The following is a 20,837-nucleotide window of genomic DNA, read 5'->3' as shown; positions in this document are numbered from 1 at the left end:
TGCGCGGCCAGGGTGTCCGGGGCGACCGGACCCGGGGGTGCCGGGGGTGCGGCGCTGGGCGTCGTGGCGGGCTCGGCGGGCTGGGTGGGCGGGGCGGCGCCCAGCGTGGCCCACGCGACGACGGCGACCACGGCGAGGGTCATGAACGCGTACGACAGCGCCAGCCCCACCCGGGCGCGGTCCCGGCCGAGCTCGCCGGTGCGGCGGATCTGCGCGAGTCCGGCGTGGCCGAGGATCGCCCCGACGGGCGCGAACACGAACGCGAATACCAGTGACAGCGTCGCCAACACGTTGACGGGTGGCCGGTAGGGCAGAGCCGCCGGGGGCGCGAAGACGGGCGGCGGTTCCACCGGGGGCGGCGTGGGCGGAACGCGACCGAGCGGGTCGTACGTGTAGGGGTTCTGCCAATACGGGTCCTGCGGATTGGTCACGCCAGCGCCTCCTTACCGGCCAACCTGCCCGAAATGTAGCCGAAGCAGGGCGTCAGGGGCAGGGCTGGGCAACGCCGACCGCGGTGGGCCGCGCCGTTTGGTCGCCGATTTTGTCGGGTAGCCGACCAGGAGCGCGCAACAGCCCGCGCGCGGAACGAGATGGGAAAGGACATCATGGCTCACAGCGCCATCCAGTCGCCCACCGATGTGGTCGACTTTCTTGTCAGTCAGCACCAGCGGATCAAGTCGTTGTTCGCCGAAACCTTGGCGGCGACGGGCAAAGAGCGCGAGAAGGCCTTCGTCGAACTACGGCGATTGCTGGCCGTCCACGAAACGGCCGAGGAGGAAATCGTGCACCCGCGCGCCAAGCGGAAGCTCTCCGACGGCGCGGCCGTGGTCGACGAGCGCCTGCACGAAGAGCACGAGGCCAAGACGGTCCTGCAGAAGCTGGAGAAGCTCGACGTGGACAGCGCGGAGTTCACCAGCCTGTTGACTCAGCTGCGCGACGCGGTCGTCGAGCACGCCGAGCACGAGGAGCACGAGGAGTTCTCCAAGCTGGGCCGGGAATTGAGCGGCGAGGAGCTGGAGCGAATGGGCCGCGCGGCCAAACTCGCCGAGGCCATCGCGCCGACCCGGCCGCACGCCGGAGTCGAGTCTGCGGCGGCCAACCTGGCCGCGGGACCGTTCGCCGCGATGCTCGACCGGGCCCGCGACGCCATCGTCGGCAAGGGCTAGCACGACTCGATGGGGCGCCCCGGCTCGACGTGAGCGGGGGCGCCCCAGCCCCGCCGGGTAGGTAAGGGAGCGCCATGACCCCGACCAAGGCACCGGGTGCCACGCGTTATCTGCCCGAGGAACGCGGGTTGGATTCGCTTCGGTCCGCGGCCGAATGTTGCCGCGGTTGCCCACTTTTCGCCGACGCCACCCAGACCGTCTTCGGCCGCGGACATCCGGGCGCGCCGATCATGCTGGTGGGCGAGCAGCCGGGCGACCAGGAGGACCGCGCGGGTGAGCCGTTCGTCGGGCCGGCCGGGCGGCTGCTCGCCCGCGCGCTGGAAGACGCCGGCATCGATCCCGCGCTGACGTACGAGACGAACGCGGTCAAGCACTTCAAGTTCACCCGCAAGGGCGGCAAGCGACGCATCCACCAGAAGCCGGGCCGCACCGAGGTGGTGGCCTGCCGGCCGTGGCTCATCGCCGAAATCGAGGCGGTGCGGCCGCAGGTCGTCGTGTGCCTCGGCGCGACGGCGGCACAATCCTTGCTGGGGGCCGACTTTCGGGTCTCCACCCAGCGCGGGCGGGAATTGCGGCTGCCCGCCTCCGTCGTCGACATCGAGCCCGAGCCGACCGTGGTGGCGACCGTGCATCCGTCGGCGGTGCTGCGCGACCGCAGCGACGGGCGTGAGGAGGCCTACCGGCTCTTCGTCGACGACCTGCGCGGCGCCGGCTCCAACCTCTGAGGACCTAACCTTTGAGCCGGCGGCCCGTCATCCTTTTTTGTGCGGCATGAATTCCTGCGCCTTGGTCTTGAGGCCGACTTTGACGAAACCGGCGCGGTCCTCGTCACCGGACAGCACCGCCGCCGCGGCCGATTTGAACTGTTCCCAGGTGGCGTGCGGTGGGATCGGCGGCATGTCCGGATCGGTGAACACGTCCAGCACGGTGGGCCGGTCCGCCGACAGCGCGTGACGCCAGGCGTCCGCGAGCTCGTCCGGATCCTTGATCGCCATCGCGTTCAGGCCCAGGCTGGCCGCGAAGGCCGCGAAGTCGACGTCCGGAAGCGCCTGGGACTCATGGAATTTCGGCGAACCTGCCATGGCGCGCATCTCCCAGGTGACCTGGTTGAGGTCGTTGTTGTGCAGGATCGCGATGACCAATCGCGGGTCGTCCCACTCCTGCCAGTACCTCTTGATCGTGATCAGCTCGGCCATGCCGTTCATCTGCATGGCGCCGTCGCCCACCAACGCGATGACCGGCCGCCGCGGGTTGCCGAACTTGGCGCCGATCGCGTACGGCACGCCGGGGCCCATCGTGGCCAGCGTGCCGGACAGCGAACCCCGCATCTGGCCGCGGAAGCGCAGGTTGCGCGCGTACCAGTTGGCCGCCGAGCCTGAATCGGCCGTCACGATCGCGTCGTCAGGCAGCTGGGGGGACAGCTCGGAATACAGCCGCATCGGGTTGATCGGGTCGGCGCTGACGTGGGCCTCCTTGTCCATGGTCTCCCACCAGCGCGCGACGTTCTTCTCGATCGTCTCCCGCCACGACCGGTCCTCCTTGCGCCGCAGGTGCGGAATCAGCGCGCGCAGCGCGGATTTCGCGTCGGCGACCAAGTTCACCTCGTACGGGTAGCGCATCCCGATGAGCCGGCCGTCGACGTCGATCTGCACCCCGCGCGCCTGGCCGAATTCGGGTAGGAACTGCGTGTAGGGGAAGCTGGAGCCCACGGTGAGCAACGTGTCGCAGTCGCGCATCAGTTCATAGCTGGGCCGGGTGCCGAGCAAGCCGATAGAGCCGGTGACCCAAGGCAATTCGTCGGAGAGCACGTCCTTACCCAACAGCGCTTTGGCCGCCCCGGCGCCCAGCAGGTCGGCGACCTCGCTGAGCTCTTGGTGCGCCCCGCGTGCGCCGGTGCCGGCCAGGATGGCGACCTTCTTGCCCGCGTTGAGGATCTCGGCCGCCCGCGCGATGGCCGCGTCGTCGGGGACGATCTGCGGGTATTCGATGCCGAGGCTGGAGGGCACCATCTTGAATGCGTGCTCGGGCGGCGAGTACGGCAGCTCCTGCACGTCGCTGGGGATGATCAACGCCGTCGGGGCGCGCTGCGTCATGGCGATCCGGATCGCGCGGTCGAGCACGTTGGGCAATTGTTCGGGGACGGTGACCATTTGGACGTAGTCGCTGGCGACGTCCTTGAATAAGTTCAGCAGGTCGACCTCCTGCTGGTAGTTGCCGCCCATGGCGGTGCGGTTGGTCTGCCCGACGATGGCCACCACCGGAACGTGGTCGAGCTTGGCGTCGTAGAGGCCGTTGAGCAGGTGGATGGCGCCCGGCCCCGAGGTGGCCGCGCAGACTCCCACCCGGCCGGTGAATTTGGCGTAGCCGACCGCCTCGAAGGCGCTCATCTCCTCGTGGCGCGACTGGATGAATTTCGGCTTGTTGTCCGCGCGGCCCCACGCGCCGAGCAGCCCGTTGATGCCGTCACCGGGGTAGCCGAACACGTGCTCGACACCCCAGGCCCGCAAGCGCTCCAGCAGGTAGTCCGAGACCTCTTGTTTGGCCATTGGTGTTCCTCCTCGGCAGACGATTTTCGATGACGATTCGCGACCTACGCCGGCCGGCGCTGAAGCCACGGCGTGCGGTTTGCTGCGAAGGCGTAAATGGGCAGCCTGAACCGCTTCCCACAGGACGTGGCATACCCGGCATCGCCGCCGTTATTCGTCGAGTTTCCTGTGAACGCGGTCGTGAGCTAAAAGCCGTGCGGTGCACCGTTTCCGACGTAGCTCAGGCCCGCGTTCTCCACGATGGCCGGATCGAGCGCGTTCCTGGTGTCCAGCACCGCCGCCTGCGGCGCATCGCGCGCGATGACGCCCCAGTCGAGGTCGCGGAACTGCGGCCACTCGGTCAGCACTACGATCGCGTCGGCCGCCTTGGCCGCGAGGTACGGGTCGTTGACGGCGGTCACCCGGCTGCCCTGCAGGACGGCCTGGTCGATGTGGGGCAATTGCGGGTCGTAACCCATGACCTGCGCGCCGGCCGTCGACAATTCCAGGCATGCCGCCAGCGCGCGGGAGTCGCGGGTGTCGCTGGTGGCGGCCTTGAAGGTCAAGCCGAAGGCGGTGATCCGGCAACCCGCGAGCGGCCGGCCCACGGTCTGCCGCAGGGCCGCGGCGATTCGCTGCGTCTGAGCGGTATTGGTTAGCCGAGCCGCTTCGACCTCGGCGAATGACACGCCGTGCCGACGCGCGGTGTGCAGCAGCGCCGCGGTGTCCTTCGGCAGGCAGGAGCCGCCCCAGCCCGGGCCGGGCCGCAGGAACTCCGGCCCGATCCGGTGGTCGGCCCCCATGCAGCCGGTCACGTCGTCGATGTCCGCACCGACCCGCGCGCACAGCGCCGCCAGCGAATTCGTGTACGACAGCTTGACCGCGAGGAAGGCGTTGCTGGCGTACTTGGCCAGCTCGGCGCTCTCCGGGCTCATCCGCAGCACATGCTCGGGGCCGAGCCCGTAGGACTGCTGCACCAGCCATGCCGCCGTTTCGTCGAGGGCGCCGATGACCAGCCGGTCGGGGTGGCGGAAGTCGTGGACGGCCCGGCCCTCCCGGAGGAATTCGGGGACGGAGACGGCGTGAATGTCCTTGTGCCGCAGGTACTCCGCCATCGCGGACGTGGTTCCGACCGGCACGGTCGATTTGAGCGCCACCACGGCGCCGGGCCGCAGGACGCTGCCGAGCGCGTCGATCACCGATTCCACCGCGCCCAGGTCCGCCCGGCCCCCGTCGGCGCTGGGGGTGGGGACGCAGACGAACACGACGTCGCGGTCGGCGAGCGCGCCCAAGTCGTCGCTGAACGTCAGCAGGCCGCGGGCCAGCCCGGCACGCAACAGGTCCGGCAACTCGGGTTCGTCGATGACCGCGATGCCCACCGACAGTTTGCGCACGCGCGCGGGGTCGATGTCCACGGCGACGGTGTGGCGCCCGCGATCGGCGACGCAGACGGCGGTGGTCAGGCCGACATAGCCCACACCCACCACGCCGACGAGCGGTTGGCTCACGCGGTCTCCCTCAATATTTGGCGGCTGGCGGACAGTACCTGGCCGACCGTGATCAACAGCAGGCCCTCGTGGGGCGCGGCGGCGTGCGGATCGCCGACGCCGCCGGCCCACAGCGCGACGTGCGGAGCCGGGCCGCGCGGGCCCCACCGCGCGGGAGCGGTGGGGCCGAACAGCACCACCGACGCGGTGCCCGTCGCGGCGGCCAGGTGCGCGAGCCCGGTGTCGCCGCAGATCATCAACCGGCTGTCGGACACCAAGGCCGTCAACGCGGGAAGGTCGAGCAGCCCGGACACCACCGCCGTGCGGGGCAGGCCGGCCGTCTGGGCAACCTGGTGCGCGAGATCGAATTCGGCTGCGGACCCGGTGATGATCACGTCGTAGCCGTCGTCGCTGAGCGCAGCGGCGACCGCGGCGAAGCGGTCCATGGGCCATTGCCGCGCCGGCGCGGACGCGCCGGGATGGATCACGACCGCGCCGGTCTGTTCGAACGGAACCCCCTCGGGCCGCGGTATCAGCCCATCGGCGGCATCGCAAGGGATTCCGGCCCACTCGAGCAGGGAGCACCAGCGGTCTACCTCGTGCACGTCCGACTGCCATGGCGGTCCGTGGAGGGCGGGATGGCGTTGGTGGCAGTGGGTGAGCACCGCACGCGGCGCCCAGGCCAGCAGGTGGTCGATGCTTTCCGGCCCGCAGCCGTGCAGGTTGATGCCCAGCGCGGGTGGATCCGGCAACGGCTGCACGTCGCCCAGGCAGGTGGTGGGCAGGAGTTCGTCGATCGCGCCGGTGAGCATGGCCAGTTCGCGGTAGCGGTCGGGGGCGGCCAGCATGACGCGAGCCCTCGGGTACCGCCGGCGCAGCCCGCGCAGCGCGGGCACCGCGGTGAGCAGGTCACCGAGCCCCAGGGCGCGCAGGACGACGATGCGGTCGGCCCCGTCGACGTCGCGGAAGGGCTCGAGCCTCAAGGCCACGACGATTCCGTGGAGGCGCACACCACGAGCTCGCGCACCTCGCAACCGGCGGGCTGTGAGAGGGCGAACAGCACCGTCTCGGCAACGTCGGCGGGTTGGTTGAGCTTGGCGTCCGCCGGCGGCTTGTATTGCTCGGTGCGCCCGTCGAAGAACGGGGTGTGCATGCCGCCGGGGATGAGCAACGTCACCCCCACCTCGCCCGCGAGTTCGGCCGCCAGGGCGCGGGTGAAGCCGACCACCCCGAACTTGGACGCGCAGTAGGCTGTGGCGTCGCCGACCGCCTTGATGCCCAGGGTCGAAGCGCAGGTGACGATGCGCCCCTGGGTCGCCCGCAGGTAGGGCAGCGCCGCCCGGACGACGGCCGCGGTGCCGACCAGGTTCACGGCGATGACCTGCTCCCACTCCTTGGCGGGAACCTGTTCAAGCGTGCCGCATGAGTCGATGCCGGCCGCGGTGAAGACCCCGCTGAGCCGGCCGCCGGCCTGCTCCGCCAGGGACTCGACGGCGGTCGCGACCGCGCTGGTGTCGGCGAGATCGCAAGCGGCGTAAGGCACGTCAGCCGCGGGCGGCTTCTTGTCGATCACCAGCGGCAGGCCGCCCCGTCGCGTCACGGCGGCCACCGTGGCCGCACCCAGCCCCGAGGAACCGCCGGAGATCAGTACACCGCCGAGCGAGGGTGACGTCATATCAGAACCTTTCGATTGTCGGGCCGCGGGAAGACGCCGCGGCGATCAAACGGGAGGACGAGTAACCCGCCACCGTGGGCAGGATGACCACCTCGCCACCGTGGCGGTACACCACGTCGGCCTCGGGCAGCTCGGCGGCGACGTAATCGCCGCCCTTGACCCAGATGTCGGGCCGCAGCGTTTCCAGCAACCGTTCCGGGGTGAGGCCCTCGAAGATCGTCACCCCGTCGACGCAGGCCAGCGCGGCCAGGACGCGGGCGCGGTCGACGTCGCGCATCACGGGGCGCCCTGCCCCCTTCAGCGCGCGCACCGACGCGTCGGAGTTGACCAGCACGATCAGGGCGTCGCCCAGTTCGCGGGCCTGCCGAAGGAGCCGGATGTGCCCGGTGTGCAGCAGGTCGAAACATCCACCGGTGGCCACCACCACGCGCCCCTCGCGGCGCAGCCGCGCGGCCAGGGTGACCGCGTCAATCGGGTCCTCGGCCCGGTCCGCCTCGCTCAAGCCATCGGAACCGTTGGCGGGCAAGGGGGTTGACACCGCGGCGGCGCCGCCGGCTGCGACGAACCGGGCCGCGTCGGCGACCGCGGCCTGCACCGCCGCGACGGGGTCGGCGCCGGCCCCCAGGGCCACGGCCGCAGCGACCGCGAATCGATCCCCGGCGCCACAGACATCGGCCGCGCCGGCGACCGATCCCGCCGGTATCCCGATGTGCCGTGCGGTCGCCCCCGGACCGTACACGCGGGCGCCCTGGGCGCCGCGGGTGATGCACACCGCGCCGGCTGCCCAGTTGCGCAGCAGCACCTCTCCGCCGTCGCCCGCCGTGGCGGCCCCGCAGAAGTGGCGTGCCTCTTCGTGATTGGGTGTTACCAGCGCGCACCCGGGCACCGGGGCGGCGCCCCGCGGGTGCGGGTCCCACACCACCGGGATCCGGGCCGCCGATTCGGTCAGCGCCGCCCGGATGGCGGGCAGCGCGGTGACCCCGGCGCCGTAGTCGGCCACGCAGATCGCCCGGGCGCCGGCCAATGCCTGCGCCACCGCCACGGGAAGCGGGCCGTCCACCGGGGCGGCGTCCCCCCGGTCCACGCGCAGCATCGACTGACCGCGCGCCCGAATCCTGGTCTTGGTCACGGTGGTTCCGCTCATCGGCAACGGCAGGACGCTGACCCCGCCGGCGACCAACAGGTCGCGCAGTCGCCGTCCCGCGCCGTCCGCGGCGATGCCGGTGATCAACACCACCGGAGTCTCGGTCCTGGCCGCCAGCAGGGCCGCCAGACCGGCACCGCCCGGCCGTTGTACCTGGCGTTCGGCGTCGACCACCGGCACCGGCGCCTCCGGGCTCAGCCGGGACGCGGAGCCCAGGATGTCGACGTCTAGAATCGAATCCCCAACAATCACAAGGGGTTTGGTCGTCACGACGCCTCCCTTCGCAGCAAGGCGTCGTCGAGCGCCATGCACAGTCCGTGCACCAGCATCAGGTGGACCTCCTGGACGGTGGCCGTGCTCGCGGCGGCCACGCAGATCGCGTCGTGGCACATGGCGGCCAACTCGTTGGGCCCGCGGCCGGTCAGCGCCCACGTCACCATGCCCGCATCGTGCGCCGCCTTGACCGCCGCCAGCACGTTTCGGCTCGCGCCGCTGGTCGACAGGGCCACCAGGACGTCGCCGGGCCGGCCGTGCGCCCGCACACCGCGCGCGAACATCTCGTCGTGGCCGTAGTCGTTGCCGATGGCCGTCAGCGCCGAGGTGTCGGCGTGTAACGCGATCGCCGACATGGGGTTTCGCTCCTCCTGGAATCGCCCGACCAGCTCGGCGGTGAGGTGTTGCGCCTCGGCCGCGCTGCCGCCGTTTCCGCACGCCAGCAGGCGGCCGCCGCCCGAGAGCACCGCGGCCAGGTGCCGGCCCCAACCGCGCAGCCGCGTCGCCTCGGCACCGTTGCGGCCCACCGCCTCACGCAGCGCGGCGAAGTGCGCCTCGATCATGGCTGTCCTCCTTGTCGCACCGCGTCGAGCAGTTCGGCGTCGGTGATGTGGTCCAGACAGGGATGGCCCGGCACCGGGCAGACCCGGGCCCGGCTGGCGCGACATGGCGCGGACTGGTCACCGAGCACGCGCACCCGCCGGGCGTAGGGGCGCCACTGGGAAGCCGGCACCACGGGCGCGAACAACGACACGACCGGCGTGCCCACGGCGGCGGCCAGGTGCGCCGGTCCGGTGTTCGGAACGACGACCACCCGCGCCGCCGAAAAGACCGCCGCCAGTTCGGCGAAACTGGTCCGCCCGCCGAGGTCCAGCGCCCGGCCGTCGGCGACGGCCGCGGTCAGCCCGGCCTCGTCGGGGCCGCCGGTGACCAGCACCCGATATCCCGCGTCGGTCAACGCCGCGACCATCGCCGCGCTACGGTCCGGGCTGGGCCGCCGCGCCGGCACCGCGGCACCGGGGTGAAAGACGAGGAACGGTTGGCTGCCAACGATTTCCGCGAGGCTGGGGGGCAGCGGGCCGACGGCGCGGATCCGCAGGGCGCCGTCGTCGCCGGGCGGCAAGCGGCAACCGGCCGCGTCCGCCAGCGACAGCGCCCGCTCCGGTTCGGGAATCCCGTCGGGCACCTGGTGGCGCAGGTCGAGCAGGGCGCCGGGGTAGTCGACGCAGATCGCGCCCACCCACCCGACGCCCGCCATCCGGGCCAGCAGCGCCAGCGGCAGCGGGGATTGATGGAACGACGTGAAGATGTACATCCTGGCCGGCGCGATGTCGCGCAGCTGCTTGATCAGCGCATCGGCGTGCGCGGCGGTCAGCTCGGGTGCCGCGAAATCCACCCAGGGCGCCTGCCATTCGACGATCTCGTCGACCCCGACGAGCAGTTCGGCGGCGTCCCGTCCGCGCGGCCCCACCAGCATGGTGACGCGGTCGTGGTGGGCGGCCACGGCGCGCACCGCGGGGCCGGTGATCAAGACGTCGCCCGCGCTGTCCAGGCGCGCCACCACCGCCGTGCTCATCGGCACTCCCGGAGCACCAACGACACGGCGTCGTCCAGGGTCGCGGCGACCCGGGCGTGAGCCCGCGCGTAATCGACTTCGGCCGGCAGGGTGCGGCCGGTCGGCACCAGCACCGCCCCTGCGCCGGCGGCCAGGGCGGCCTGGACGTCTCCGCCGATGTCGCCGATCAGCACGCACCGCTGCGGCGGCACCGCCAGCGCCTCGGCGGCCGCCAGCACCAGGCCGGGGCGCGGCTTGCGGCACGCGCAGCCGTCGGCTTCGCCGTGCACGCACACCTGCCAGGAGTCGAACGGGCCGAGCAGCCGGTCCACCCGGGCGTTGACCGCGGCGAGCTGTTTCGGGCTGATCAGCCCGCGCGCCACGCCGGACTGGTTGGTCACGACGGCCAGCAACAGGCCACGCCGGCGCAGCCGGTCCAGCGCGCTCCCGGCCCCCTGGGTGGGCCGGACGCCCTCGGGATCGTTGAGGTAGGGCCGGTCGACGATCAGGGTGTCGTCGCGGTCGAAGAGGACGGCGAGTGGCGGATCGCGCCGGGCGTTGCGAAACGCCCACTCGCCGGCGAGCCGGTGGGTGACCGCGACCGGCGGGATGACCGCGCTGGTAACCGAAAGGCGCGCGGCCTCAACGAGAGTCCGTGGGCCGGCCAGCCAGCGCCGGGCGGTGAACTCCGTCGTCAGCAGCAACCAGGCCCACGCCGCGGCGCGGGCGACGCGGACGCGGCCCAGCGCAGCGGCCACGACGGCGGCGCCGCCGGCCGCCGTGGCGCCCGCGTGCGCCCCCATCCTGCCCGGGCCCTCGCCGATCATGACCCGCCACGAGCGGCCGTATTTGCGCCGCATCAACGCGTTGTCGCGGTTGCCGACCTGCGCGCGCACGCTCGACCACCAGGTCGCGGCCGCCACGGGATGGGTGGAGCGTCGCTCACCGCGCGCGATCGCTCCGCCGGCCGCCACGATCCGCACCGCCAGGTCGGAATCCTCGCGGTAGGCGCGCGGGAACCGGTCGTCGAAACCGCCGACCGACACCAGCAAGTCCCGGCGGTACGCCATGTCGGCGGTGATCCATTGCGCCCGCGACAGCCGCAGGGTGCGGCGCTCGTCGTCGGTGGGCCGTCGGGATCGTTGCGCGGGCACCTCGATGACCGCCTGCGAGCCGGCGGCGTCGGCGGCCTCGGCGGCCTTGAGGTCGATGGCCAACGCCGACTTCCAGTCCGGGCCCGGCTCCACGTCGTCGTCCAGGAAACACACCCAGGGCGCGCGGGTGGCGCGCCACCCCACGTTGCGCGCCGCGGCCGGCCCGCGCCCGCCGCTGCGCAGCACCCGCACCGGCAGGTCGCCGCCCACCGAAAGCTCGCCGGCAGGCCGTGGCCGGTCGTCGACCACCACCACTTCCGTGGGCGCCGGGCCGGATCCCCGCTCCAGCGCAACGAGCAAGCGCCACAGCGAATCTCGTCCGACGGTCGGTATCACGATCGCGTAGTCGGTGGTCATCTTCGCCGCCTGACCACATACGAGCCCAGGGCCAGCACGTCGATCGGGGAACTGCCGAACACCTCCAGGGCGTCGCGGGGGCTGTCCACCATGGGCCGCCCCGCGGTGTTGAAGCTGGTGTTCACCACCACGGGCACGCCGGTGCGCTCGGCGAACCGGCTGATCGTCGCGTGCAGCCGCGGATCGGCGGCCGCGTCGACGGTCTGGATCCGGGCGGTGCCGTCGACGTGGGTGACGGCGGGGATGCGGTCGCGCCAGGCCTCGGCGACATCGTGGACGAACAGCATGTACGGGCTGGGAAGCGGCCCGCGGGAGAAGATTTCGGCGGCGCGCTCCGCCAGCACCATGGGCGCGACGGGCCGGAACTGCTCGCGGCCCTTGACGGCGTTGAGGCGCTCCAGGTTGGCGGCGTGCCGCGGATCGGCGAGCAGCGACCGCCCGCCCAGGGCCCGGGGCCCGAACTCGGCGCGGCCCTGGAACCAGCCGACCAGCTGGTTTTCGCCAAGCGCGTCGCCGATCGCGGCGGCCACATCGCCCGGGCGCTCGTAGTTGACGGCCGCTTCCCGCAGCGTCGCCTCGATCTGTTCGTCCGACCAGCCGCGTCCCAGCTGTGCCGACGGCATCGGCGCGATCGGTTCGCCGAACGACGCGGCCAGGTTCAGCGCCGCACCCAGCGCCGTGCCGGAGTCACCCGACGCGGGCTGCACCCATACGCGGTCGAACCCGCTCTCGGCGTAAATGCGGGTGTTGGCAACGCAATTGAGTGCCACACCGCCGGCCAGGCAGAGAGCGTCGCCGTCCGCCCGATCCCGCAGCCAGGCCACCAGGTCCAGCAGCACCTCTTCGATCACCCGCTGCACGCTGCAGGCGAGATCGGCGTGCACCGGGTCGAGCGTCTCGTCATGCGGCCGGCGGGGCGGCGCCAGCTCCTCCCACGCGATCGGCTCGGTGCGGAACCCGCCGTCACCGCGGGCGTAGACGCGCTCACGAAGCTGCTCGGCGAAGCGCGGCTCGCCGTAGGAGGCCATCGCCATCACCTTGTACTCGTCGCTGGACCGCGCGAAACCCAGATGCTCGGTGAGGCTTTCGTAGAGCAACCCCAGCGAGTGCGGCAGCTGCTGGGAGGCCAGCACGTCGAGCTTGTGGTCGCGGTACACGCCGGCCAGCATGGAGCCACGTTCGCCGCGGCCGTCCACCACCAGCACCGCGGTGTCGGGGTGCGGGGAGGCGAGCGCGGTCGATGCGGCGTGCGCGACGTGATGGCGGACGTGGCGCACCACGGCCGGGTTGAGGCCCGGCACGGCGGAAGCCAGAAACCGCGGTGCGCGCTCCGCGTACATGGTGCGCAGGTACTCCCAGTCTTGGTCCAGGCCGCGGGGGTCGATCGGCTCGTCGTGCATCAGGGCCGGGTCGTACGAGTAGCCGATGGCGTCGATCTCGTCGGCGGCGACGCCGGCGTGCTGTAGGCACCATCGGATGGCCGCGGTGGGCACCTCCCAGGTCGAGAACGGGACCGCCTGCTTGCCGTGCTTGCGCCGGGAGAACCGCTCCTCTTCGGCGGCGGCAACCACCCGGCCGTCGACGACCAACGCCGCGGCGGGATCGTGAAACACCGCATTGACACCGAGAATTCGCACCGCTCCTCCTATTGCGCCAATTGGTCGGCGGCCGGGACAAGGGCTCGGCCCGGGTCGTCGGCCGCCGCGCGAAACCACGCCACGGTGTCGGCGAGCCCGGTGCGGTAGTCCACCCGCGGCGCCCAGCCCAACCGGTCGCGGGCGACGGTGATGTCGGGGCAACGCCGCTGCGGGTCGTCCTCGGCCGGCGGGGTGAACTGGATGGTGGACCTGCTGCCGGCCAGCTCCCGGAGCAGCTCGGCGGCAGCCAGCACCGTCAGCTCGGTGGGATTGCCGATGTTGACCGGGCCGCTGAAGTCCCTGCGCGCCAAGGCGATCAACCCGGCAACGGTGTCATCGACGTAGCACAACGACCGGGTCTGCAGCCCGTTGCCGGACACCGTCAGCGGTTCGCCGCGCAGCGCCTGATGACAGAAGGTGGGCACCATGCGGCCGTCGTCGGTGCGCATGCCCGGGCCGTAGGTGTTGAAGATGCGCGCCACCCCGACGTTGACGCGTCCGAGGCGGTGATGGGCGAACGTCAGGGCCTCCGCATACCGCTTCGCCTCGTCGTACACGCTGCGCGGCCCCATCGGATTCACGTTGCCCCAATAGCTTTCGGGCTGCGGATGCACCTCGGGATCGCCGTAGACCTCGCTGGTCGACGCCAGGACGAACCGGGCGCCGCCGCGCTCGGCGATCTCCAGCGCCGTCGCGGTGCCCGCCGACCCCGCCCGCAGGGTTTCGATCGGTCGTCGCTGATAGTCGACCGGCGAGGCCGGTGAGGCCAGGTGGAACACGGTGTCGAAAGCGGTGCCGACCCTGTCGACCAGCGACCGGTCGCAGGCGTCCTGCCGCACGAACCGGAATCCGGGACGCCCGGCCAATCGGTCCGTCGCGGCCGGCGAACTGGTGGACAGGTCGTCGACGCTGACCACCTCCACGCCCTCGTCGAGCAATCGGTTACACAGGTGGGCGCCTAAGAAACCGGCACCGCCGGTGATCAACACTCGGGAAAGCAAACGCACCGATCTCTCATACCCGCTGTCCTTGTGGCGAAACTGCGTTTCGTCAAGCGCTTTTCGGGTAGCTGCACCAGTCATGGCGACCAAGCCCCTAACTTCCTTTGTCATCGCGACGCGGGACCGCGCGCACGAACTCTGCACCGTGCTGGACCGCCTGCTGGACACGACGGCGTGCCCGATCGTCGTGGTGGACAACGCTTCCCGCGATGATTCCGTGCGCGACGTCACTCGCATCGCGGCCCGCTCGGCCGGCCGGATCACCGTCATACCGCTGGACCGCAACGAGGGCGCGGTCGCGCGCAACATCGGGGTGGCGCGGTGCGGCACGCCGTATGCCGCCTTCTGCGACGACGACTCATGGTGGGCCCCGGACGCTGTTTCGATTGCCGAAGGCGTCTTCGAAAAATTCGGCACCGTGGCGGTTTTGGCCGCCCGCACCGTGATGTGGCCGCAGCAGCGCGACGATCCCTTCGTCGCCCAGCTGGCCGACAGTCCGCTGGGCAGGCAGCCAAACTTGCCCGGCCCGTCGATCTTGGGGTTCCAGGCGTGCTCAGCGGTGGTGCGCAAGACCGCGTTCGAAGCGGTCGGCGGGTTCAGCCCGATCCTGCATTTCCGGGGTGAAGAGAGCCTATTGGCATGGGATTTGGCCGCGGCGGGATGGGATCTGTGCTTCTGCCCCGCGCTGGTGGCGTACCACCAACCCTCGCAAACGCGGTCACCCGGCAGCGTCCAGCACGCCCGCGAGGTGCGCAACGCCATGCTCACCGCGTGGTTGCGCCGATCCGCCGGTCGGTGCGCTGGCGCGACCGCGGCGTTGGCCTGGGCCGCCGCCCGTGACACGGCCCACGCGCGGGCGTTGCTCGAGGCGCTCGGCGCGCTGCCGGCCGCATTGCGCGCGCGCCGGCGCCTGCCGGACCATGTCGAGCGGTCGCTGCGGATGCTGGAAAGCGTCTGAGGCATAACATCACCCGGAGCGCTTGCTTGGGGCGCTCACTTCACGCCGCACCGGGACGAGCTTCTCGTAGACGCGTTCGGTGTCGGCCGCCACCCGGTCCCAGGTGTAACGCGCGCGGGCGCGCTCGCGACCGGCCGCACCCAGTGCCCGGCGGCGCGCGCGATCGCCGAGCAACGCGGCGATGGCGTCGCCGAGTCCGGCGGGGTCTTTGGGCGGCACCAGCCGCCCGGTGACGTCGTCGACGACCGTGTCGCGGATTCCGCCGACCGCGGTGGCCACCACCGGGACGCCGCAGGCCATGGCCTCCAGCGGGACGATCCCGAACGGCTCGTACCAGGGCGTGCAGGCCACCACGTCGGCGGACCGCAGCAGCGCGGGCATTTCGTGGCGGGTGACGGCGCCGAGCAGCCGGACGCGGTCAGCCACGCCCAACTCGGCGGCCAGCCGCTGCAGGTGCTGGGCCTCGGGGTCATCGGCGAAGTCCGCCTGCCCCGGCCCGCCCACGATCACCAATTCGGCGCCCGGGACGCGCGGCAAGGCGCGGATCAGGGTGTCAAAACCCTTGCGCGGCACCAGCCGGCCGACCGAGACGACGCGCGGTTGGTCGCCCCGCGGCGCGACGGGACCGTCCGGGCTGAACGCGTCGATGTTCACCCCGCAGGGCACCACGGAGGTGCGTGACCGGTCCCGGCCCATGCGCACCAGCTCGAAAACTTCATCCGTGCTGGTGGCCGCCACCCAGTCGGCGTCGCGGGCGATCCTGGCCTCGACGTTGACGCGGCAGTCCGGGCTGGTGTCGTCGAGTCCCTGATGCAACCGCTTGATGAGGCCCAACGCGTGGAACGTCTGGACGGTCGGGATGCCGTGTGGTCGGGCGGCGCGCTGCGTGGCCACCCCCGACATCCAGAAGTGGCCGTGGGCCACCTCGGGCGGATCGGCCACCCACTGCGCATCCAGGAACCGGGAGAATGCGTACATGTACTGCAGCAGTGCGTCTTTGGGCAATACGCGGGCCGGTCCCGCCGGAACGTGCACGACGGAGTAGCCGTCCACAGTCTCGACGCATTCCGGCAAGTGCGGATCGTCGCGGCGGGTGTACACCACGACGTCGTGACCGCGCCGGGCCAACGCGGACGACAGCTCGGCGACGTGGACGTTCTGGCCGCCCGCGTCCACGCCGCCCAGGTGCGCCAGCGGGCTGGCGTGTTCGGAGATCATTGCGATCCTCATGCGGGCTCCCTTCCGATCATTTGCACTGCTCCTCGATCACTTGGTCCCAATCGGCGAGAAACCGCCCGAGTCCGAAACGTGCTGAGGCGAATTCGCGGGCCGCCTTGCCGGCCGCGGCCGCGGTGGCCTGGTCGTTCATGAAGTCACGCAGGCCGACCCCCAGAGTCCCGACGTCAGCGCTGACAACGCCCGCCTCGCAGGGGATTACGAGCGGGGCCATCGTGGTTGCGACGGCCACCACGGGCATCCCGACAAACATCGCCTCGATGAGCGAGAGCCCCAGGGAGGTCCAGCGGGCGGTATGCAGGTAGACGCGTCTGCGGGCGATCTGATCCCAGAGCGCCGGCGCGGCGACGTCGCCACGGCCTGTCACGCCGCCGCGCTTGCCGCGGAGGCCTTCAGTGCCGATGCCCCACAGGTCGATCTGCGCGTACGCCGACAACGGCTCCAACAGGTCGGCGCCGACCACGCGGTTGCGGCGCCGCGGTTCGTTGATCATGGTGGCCGCCCTGAGGATCTCGCCGGTGTAGCGCGGGCCCGGGTCGGCGATGCCGTGGTCGATCACCCGGGTCGGGGCCCGGCCGTTGTCCCACATCAGCCGGTTGAAATCGGTGACGTGCACCAGCGGGATGTCGGTGCGGTCGGCGACCACATGGCGACTTTGTGCGGGGCTCGGACGGGGCGCGTTGTGCTCGACGTAAACGGCCGGCAGCTCGCGCCCCGGCCGGCGGCCCGCCCAGCGGTCGACTAGCGCGGCCTCGTGCGGGCGTTGCAGCACAACGAGATCGATGTCTTCGCGGCCCAATTCCTCGAGCGAAACCTCACGCGCGTTGGGCCAGGACCGTCCCGCCAGCCCGATGCCCCCTTCGCCGCGGTCGGCGGCCACCGGCACCAGGTAGTGGTGGCGCCCCGCGACGAACGATTGGGTCCAGGAGCCATGGACGTGCCACACCAGCACATTCTTTGCTCGTCCGGGATCGACCATGGCGAGCGAAATACCCTATAGGTACTTCGCTAAACGGTTCTTCTCCGAGAGAAGCACTTCGCCCAGCGGATCCGCCGCGCCGCCACGACCAACGGGCGTTGGCGTCCAGCGGAATTGACGCGCAGCGGCGCGCGCCGCCTTCGCGGCCGCGGATGTCCGTGAAGCGAACTGTCAAGGACGTGCGACGAAAAGCCCCGGGCGAGAACCGGTTTGCCGGGTGCGGGTCAGGCGCTTTTGGGAAGCGCGGAGGCAGTTGAAGCGCTGTGGCCCTTGGCCACCCGACGGATCAGCATGCGGGTCGCCTTGTCCAGAATCTCCTGAGCCGCGTCGGGATCGCGCGCGCGTTCGGCGCGGCGCATCGCCGCGGCGATGGTCAGCCCCTGCTCGTAGCCGGTGACGACGCGTGGATCCACATACGAACCGCGGGCCACCGCCGGGGTGTTGCCCAACTCCTCGGCAACCTCCTTCATGACGGCGGACTCGACCCGCTTGGCCACCCGCTGCGAGACGGCCGGACCGGCGTCCGCGAACGCCGTGGCCGCCAGCACCGTCCCGTGCCAGGTGCGCAGGTCCTTGACCGTGAATTCGTTTCCGACCAGCTCCTTGAAGCGGGCGTTGAGGTCATCGGATCGAATGTCGAGCCATCCGGTTGCGGTGCGGCACACGAGCAGTCGTTCGGAACGGTTGGGCCGGTTCATCAGGGCGCGCACCGCCCGGACCACTTCGGGGTCCTCGATTTCCACCGTGCGCCGCACGCCACTCTTGGCCGGGAAGTCGAATGCCACCGCGTCGCGCCGGACCTGCACGTGCTCACACAGCAGGGTGGCCAGACCGTACGACTCGTTCTCTTCGGCATACTGCTCGCTGCCGGCCCGGAAGTAGCCGCGGTCGAGCAGCCGCAAGGCCACCGCGAGCACCCGCTTCCGAGTTAAGCCGCTGCGCCGCAGGTCTTTTGCGATGACGGCGCGCCAGCTGGGCAGTCGTGTGGACAGTTCCAGGACGCGGTCGAACTTCTCTTCGGCGCGTTCCTGCTGCCATGCGGTGTGGTACAGGTACTGGCGGCGGCCGGCGGCGTCCACGCCGACGGCCTGGATGTGGCCATTGGGATGCGGCGAGATCCACACTTTCTTCCAGGCCGGCGGAATCACCAGATCCTTGATGCGCTGCAGGGTTTCGGGGTCGGACAGCAGCTCGCCGTCGGGTCCGTAATACGCGAAGCCCTTGCCCCTGCGCTTGCGCGCGATCCCCGGCTTGTTCAGCACACTGCGACGCAGCCGCATCTTTCCCTCCAGTCACGTTGACTGGACAATTACCCGCCGTAAGGGCCGTTCACACGTGAAGCGAAACGACCCGCCACAGCGTTGTGGCGGGTCGCTTCGAGCCGGGATCAACCGGCCATGAACTCCTGGTAGGCCGACTCCAGCGTCGGCGGCAGGGCCTTGACGTTGCACTGCCGTTCCGTGTCGCCGATCGGTGCCAGGATGCCGCGCAGGTCGTAGTACTCCTGGGGGTGGGCGGTGAAGTAGCCCCGCAGGTTCGACTCGGCCTCCGGCCGCGGCTGGGTGTAGGCGGCCCGGACCACGTCGTTGGCGCCCGGGTGTGCCGCCAGGTACTGCTCGGCCGAGCCCTGCACCGACGAGACGGTGGCGTTCACCCCGCCGGGGCTGCAGTCGGGCGCTGCGGTCGCCGACGGCGCGCCGACGAGACCCATGGTGATTCCCCCGAGCAGGCAGCCGGCACTGATACCGGCCAGGCGCCGGCGCGCGACAATACTGCTGATTTTCATGATCAGTTGTCCTTCGAAATTGCGATGTGATTCTTCTCAGAGAGGCTCCCGATCCTCGAAAACCAAGGTAGCGGAAGTCAAAAGGGGGTCGTTTCCCTCGCGACGGACGAAAGGAGCGCGAACCCACCGATGCGGCCACGGAACGCGGCCGTTCACTAAGCAAACGATCAAATCCGCCCGGCGATGTTGAGAATTCTTAGGAACCGGACGGCAATTCTTAAGCATTCGTGATCAGGATCGTGACGGAATCGTGACCCGAAGTCACCGCCGTTGCGGGCCCTTTTCGGAGCCTCGGATCAGCTGGAGTGCCTCGCCAACCGAATCGGCCAAGGGCAGGCCGAGGCCGGTGACCAGGCGGGTGAGCCGCTGCAGGGCGACGCCGCCGACCACGCCGCAGTGCACCCGGGCGAGCCGGCACTCGTCCTGGATGAGCAACAGCACACGAAGTCCCGCGCTGCCCAGGTAGTCCACGCGGCTGAGGTCCAGGATCAGCGGGGCCCGAAGTCGCACGAAGCGGCGGATGGCCTGAGCGACGAGGCCGGCGTTGGACGCGTCGATTTCGCCCCTGAGGCGGAGCACGGTCGCCAGGCCGTGCGCCTGCACGTCCAGCCGCGCTCCGGCGCAGTCGATTTCATAGCAGTGGAGCCGTTGTTCGTACGGTTGAGCAGTCATATCGTCACCCCATCGAATGGGTGAGTGGGGAGCGACCGGTGCCCACGGCCGCTCGCTTGCGGGCAGCTGTGGATTCAACTTGCGATGACCATAACGCCAACGCCGCCATCGGGGTGGGGAAACGACTTCGTCCCGTGGTGACTTCGCATCGAAAGGGGCCGCGACCAGCGGGTTCCGCGCCGAATGGTCCGCCGTCGCCGGCAACTTTTCGTTTTCTGGCTTGGCGACGACCGGTCAGACCCGGGAGAAATCCGGCCCGCGCCGTGCTGCGTCGTCGCCGCCGTCGGTGCTCGCCGATGGCACCGTCTGAAGCCAGGTCTCGACATCGGGCCCGACGACCACCGCGCGCTCGGGGGCCAGCAGCGCTCCCGCGGCGAGCGCCGCAACGGCGGGCCGCACCACCCGCACGGGACGGCTGTCACCTTGCAGGGCAAGGACTTTCGAGGTCAACTCGGGCAGCCGGATGGCATTCGGGCCGGTGATGGTGCGCGGGGTGTGCGTCTGTGCCAGGGCCGCCTCGACGAGGACGTCGGCGACGGTGTCGGCCGCGATGGGCTGAATCAGCCAGTCCTCCACGATCACCTCGTCCCCGTCACAGTTCACCGGCCCCGCGGGGCGGGTGGCGGATTCGTACCACGGGGTCGACTTCACGACCGTGGTGGGGACCGGCCCGTCGAGCAGGATCTCTTTCGCGGCCCGCTTGCCTTCGAAGTAGGGCACCCCGTCGAACACCGGATCGTCGAGGCCGGCCATCGTCGACACCACCAGGCGCTGGACGCCGCGCGCGGCGCAGACGCCCATGACGTTGCGAGAGGCGGTGCTCAAGGCCGCGGTGATGGTGGGCTGGCCGTCGTGCGGCGTCGGGTTGGCGACGTCGATCGCGACGTCGACCCCCTTGAGCGCCCGGTACAGGCTCTCCCCGTCGAGCACGTCGACGCCGTGCGCGCGCGATACCTCGACGACCGCGACGCCCCTGGCCTTGAGCCTGGCGACGACGCGGGAGCCGGCTGTGCCGGTCGCCCCGATCACGGCGATGGTGGTCAAGAAACCTCACCCGCTTTCGTTGGTGGTCGCTCTTTACTGCCCAGCCGACCCAGCACTACCCAGCCGACCGCAGCCCAAACGGTCGATTTGCGCGGTGGAATCGTCCCGTGATCCCACGCACACCGGCTTGTGCGTTTGACGGGTCGGCCGCCGGGAACGCAACAGGGGCCAGACGCACAGCAATCAAA

Annotated in this window: 20 protein-coding genes; 3 read left to right on the top strand and 17 right to left on the bottom strand. The window is 70.9% G+C overall.

Annotated features, from left to right (window positions below):
- On the bottom strand, positions 1 to 431 hold a 431-nt coding region (locus BRW65_RS06095), incomplete at its 3' end, for a DUF4190 domain-containing protein (protein WP_139272889.1).
- Positions 432 to 605: 174 nt separating this feature from the next.
- Here BRW65_RS06095 and BRW65_RS06090 point away from each other — a divergent pair.
- Both BRW65_RS06090 and BRW65_RS06085 read left to right on the top strand, forming a co-directional pair.
- Entirely contained in the window at positions 606 to 1,166 is a 561-nt protein-coding gene (locus tag BRW65_RS06090; RefSeq protein WP_073872381.1) for a hemerythrin domain-containing protein, read from the top strand.
- 74 nt (positions 1,167 to 1,240) lie between these two features.
- A complete protein-coding gene (locus tag BRW65_RS06085) occupies positions 1,241 to 1,891 on the top strand; it encodes a UdgX family uracil-DNA binding protein (protein WP_073872309.1) in 651 nt (216 codons plus the stop codon).
- A gap of 27 nt (positions 1,892 to 1,918) precedes the next feature.
- Here the strand turns inward: BRW65_RS06085 and BRW65_RS06080 are convergent, their stop codons facing one another.
- The 10 genes from BRW65_RS06080 to BRW65_RS06035 form a co-directional block, all read right to left on the bottom strand.
- Entirely contained in the window at positions 1,919 to 3,712 is a 1,794-nt protein-coding gene (locus BRW65_RS06080; RefSeq protein ID WP_073872307.1) for a thiamine pyrophosphate-requiring protein, read from the bottom strand.
- A 185-nt stretch (positions 3,713 to 3,897) separates the two neighbouring features.
- A complete protein-coding gene (locus BRW65_RS06075; RefSeq protein ID WP_073872305.1) occupies positions 3,898 to 5,199 on the bottom strand; it encodes a UDP-glucose dehydrogenase family protein in 1,302 nt (433 codons plus the stop codon).
- A complete protein-coding gene (locus BRW65_RS06070) occupies positions 5,196 to 6,161 on the bottom strand; it encodes a glycosyltransferase family 9 protein (protein ID WP_073872379.1) in 966 nt (321 codons plus the stop codon). Before BRW65_RS06070 ends, BRW65_RS06075 begins: the two co-directional genes overlap by 4 nt.
- Complete coding sequence (locus BRW65_RS06065; protein ID WP_073872303.1) at positions 6,158 to 6,853, bottom strand: SDR family oxidoreductase; 696 nt, start codon at positions 6,851 to 6,853, stop codon at positions 6,158 to 6,160. Before BRW65_RS06065 ends, BRW65_RS06070 begins: the two co-directional genes overlap by 4 nt.
- Position 6,854: 1 nt before the next feature.
- Entirely contained in the window at positions 6,855 to 8,267 is a 1,413-nt protein-coding gene (locus tag BRW65_RS31655) for a PfkB family carbohydrate kinase (protein WP_073872301.1), read from the bottom strand.
- Entirely contained in the window at positions 8,264 to 8,833 is a 570-nt protein-coding gene (locus BRW65_RS31650; RefSeq protein WP_073872299.1) for a D-sedoheptulose-7-phosphate isomerase, read from the bottom strand. Before BRW65_RS31650 ends, BRW65_RS31655 begins: the two co-directional genes overlap by 4 nt.
- Positions 8,830 to 9,846, bottom strand: a complete 1,017-nt coding sequence (locus tag BRW65_RS31645) for a glycosyltransferase family 9 protein (RefSeq protein WP_084187727.1) — start codon at positions 9,844 to 9,846, stop codon at positions 8,830 to 8,832. Before BRW65_RS31645 ends, BRW65_RS31650 begins: the two co-directional genes overlap by 4 nt.
- Positions 9,843 to 11,336 carry an HAD-IIIA family hydrolase gene (locus BRW65_RS06045; RefSeq protein WP_073872297.1) on the bottom strand — a complete coding sequence of 498 codons (1,494 nt, stop codon included), beginning with the start codon at positions 11,334 to 11,336 and terminating at the stop codon, positions 9,843 to 9,845. The genes BRW65_RS31645 and BRW65_RS06045 overlap by 4 nt, the downstream gene beginning before the upstream one ends.
- Positions 11,333 to 12,973 (bottom strand): carbamoyltransferase family protein, encoded by a 1,641-nt coding sequence (locus tag BRW65_RS06040; protein ID WP_073872295.1) that lies wholly within the window; start codon positions 12,971 to 12,973, stop codon positions 11,333 to 11,335. Before BRW65_RS06040 ends, BRW65_RS06045 begins: the two co-directional genes overlap by 4 nt.
- 8 nt (positions 12,974 to 12,981) lie before the next feature.
- Positions 12,982 to 14,055, bottom strand: a complete 1,074-nt coding sequence (locus tag BRW65_RS06035) for a UDP-glucuronic acid decarboxylase family protein (protein ID WP_073872293.1) — start codon at positions 14,053 to 14,055, stop codon at positions 12,982 to 12,984.
- On the opposite strand from BRW65_RS06035, the gene BRW65_RS06030 reads away from it, so the two are divergent.
- Entirely contained in the window at positions 14,054 to 14,932 is an 879-nt protein-coding gene (locus tag BRW65_RS06030) for a glycosyltransferase family 2 protein (RefSeq protein WP_073872291.1), read from the top strand. The two genes, BRW65_RS06035 and BRW65_RS06030, sit on opposite strands and share 2 nt — an antisense overlap.
- 9 nt (positions 14,933 to 14,941) lie before the next feature.
- On the opposite strand, the gene BRW65_RS06025 is transcribed toward BRW65_RS06030, so the two are convergent.
- From BRW65_RS06025 to BRW65_RS06000, 6 genes are all read right to left on the bottom strand, one after another.
- Entirely contained in the window at positions 14,942 to 16,162 is a 1,221-nt protein-coding gene (locus BRW65_RS06025; RefSeq protein ID WP_073872289.1) for a glycosyltransferase, read from the bottom strand.
- A 16-nt stretch (positions 16,163 to 16,178) separates the two neighbouring features.
- Complete coding sequence (locus BRW65_RS06020; protein WP_073872287.1) at positions 16,179 to 17,147, bottom strand: glycosyltransferase; 969 nt, start codon at positions 17,145 to 17,147, stop codon at positions 16,179 to 16,181.
- Between the two features lie 224 nt (positions 17,148 to 17,371).
- Complete coding sequence (locus tag BRW65_RS06015; RefSeq protein WP_073872285.1) at positions 17,372 to 18,427, bottom strand: DNA topoisomerase IB; 1,056 nt, start codon at positions 18,425 to 18,427, stop codon at positions 17,372 to 17,374.
- 107 nt (positions 18,428 to 18,534) lie between these two features.
- Positions 18,535 to 18,933 (bottom strand): heme-binding protein, encoded by a 399-nt coding sequence (locus BRW65_RS06010; protein ID WP_073872283.1) that lies wholly within the window; start codon positions 18,931 to 18,933, stop codon positions 18,535 to 18,537.
- Positions 18,934 to 19,194: 261 nt separating this feature from the next.
- Positions 19,195 to 19,605, bottom strand: a complete 411-nt coding sequence (locus BRW65_RS06005) for an STAS domain-containing protein (protein ID WP_073872281.1) — start codon at positions 19,603 to 19,605, stop codon at positions 19,195 to 19,197.
- Positions 19,606 to 19,839: 234 nt separating this feature from the next.
- Positions 19,840 to 20,649, bottom strand: a complete 810-nt coding sequence (locus tag BRW65_RS06000) for an SDR family oxidoreductase (RefSeq protein WP_073872279.1) — start codon at positions 20,647 to 20,649, stop codon at positions 19,840 to 19,842.
- Positions 20,650 to 20,837: the final 188 nt, after the last annotated feature.

The sequence above is a fragment of the Mycobacterium paraffinicum genome (assembly GCF_001907675.1).
GTDB classification, from domain to species: Bacteria; Actinomycetota; Actinomycetes; order Mycobacteriales; family Mycobacteriaceae; genus Mycobacterium; species Mycobacterium paraffinicum_A.
The sequence above is the reverse complement of the archived record's forward strand: the minus strand, read 5'-3'. Positions and strand labels throughout refer to the sequence as shown.

What these genes read in the sequence shown, in the direction of transcription:
- BRW65_RS06065 (WP_073872303.1), bottom strand. Translation starts at nt 6,853, where the DNA reads ATGACGTCACCCTCGCTCGGCGGTGTACTGATCTCCGGCGGTTCCTCG.
- BRW65_RS06045 (WP_073872297.1), bottom strand. Translation starts at nt 11,336, where the DNA reads ATGACCACCGACTACGCGATCGTGATACCGACCGTCGGACGAGATTCG.
- BRW65_RS06090 (WP_073872381.1), top strand. Translation starts at nt 606, where the DNA reads ATGGCTCACAGCGCCATCCAGTCGCCCACCGATGTGGTCGACTTTCTT.
- BRW65_RS06010 (WP_073872283.1), bottom strand. Translation starts at nt 18,933, where the DNA reads ATGAAAATCAGCAGTATTGTCGCGCGCCGGCGCCTGGCCGGTATCAGT.
- BRW65_RS31650 (WP_073872299.1), bottom strand. Translation starts at nt 8,833, where the DNA reads ATGATCGAGGCGCACTTCGCCGCGCTGCGTGAGGCGGTGGGCCGCAAC.
- BRW65_RS31645 (WP_084187727.1), bottom strand. Translation starts at nt 9,846, where the DNA reads ATGAGCACGGCGGTGGTGGCGCGCCTGGACAGCGCGGGCGACGTCTTG.
- BRW65_RS06025 (WP_073872289.1), bottom strand. Translation starts at nt 16,162, where the DNA reads ATGAGGATCGCAATGATCTCCGAACACGCCAGCCCGCTGGCGCACCTG.
- BRW65_RS06080 (WP_073872307.1), bottom strand. Translation starts at nt 3,712, where the DNA reads ATGGCCAAACAAGAGGTCTCGGACTACCTGCTGGAGCGCTTGCGGGCC.
- BRW65_RS06020 (WP_073872287.1), bottom strand. Translation starts at nt 17,147, where the DNA reads ATGGTCGATCCCGGACGAGCAAAGAATGTGCTGGTGTGGCACGTCCAT.
- BRW65_RS06030 (WP_073872291.1), top strand. Translation starts at nt 14,054, where the DNA reads ATGGCGACCAAGCCCCTAACTTCCTTTGTCATCGCGACGCGGGACCGC.
- BRW65_RS06015 (WP_073872285.1), bottom strand. Translation starts at nt 18,427, where the DNA reads ATGCGGCTGCGTCGCAGTGTGCTGAACAAGCCGGGGATCGCGCGCAAG.
- BRW65_RS06005 (WP_073872281.1), bottom strand. Translation starts at nt 19,605, where the DNA reads ATGACTGCTCAACCGTACGAACAACGGCTCCACTGCTATGAAATCGAC.
- BRW65_RS06035 (WP_073872293.1), bottom strand. Translation starts at nt 14,055, where the DNA reads ATGACTGGTGCAGCTACCCGAAAAGCGCTTGACGAAACGCAGTTTCGC.
- BRW65_RS06085 (WP_073872309.1), top strand. Translation starts at nt 1,241, where the DNA reads ATGACCCCGACCAAGGCACCGGGTGCCACGCGTTATCTGCCCGAGGAA.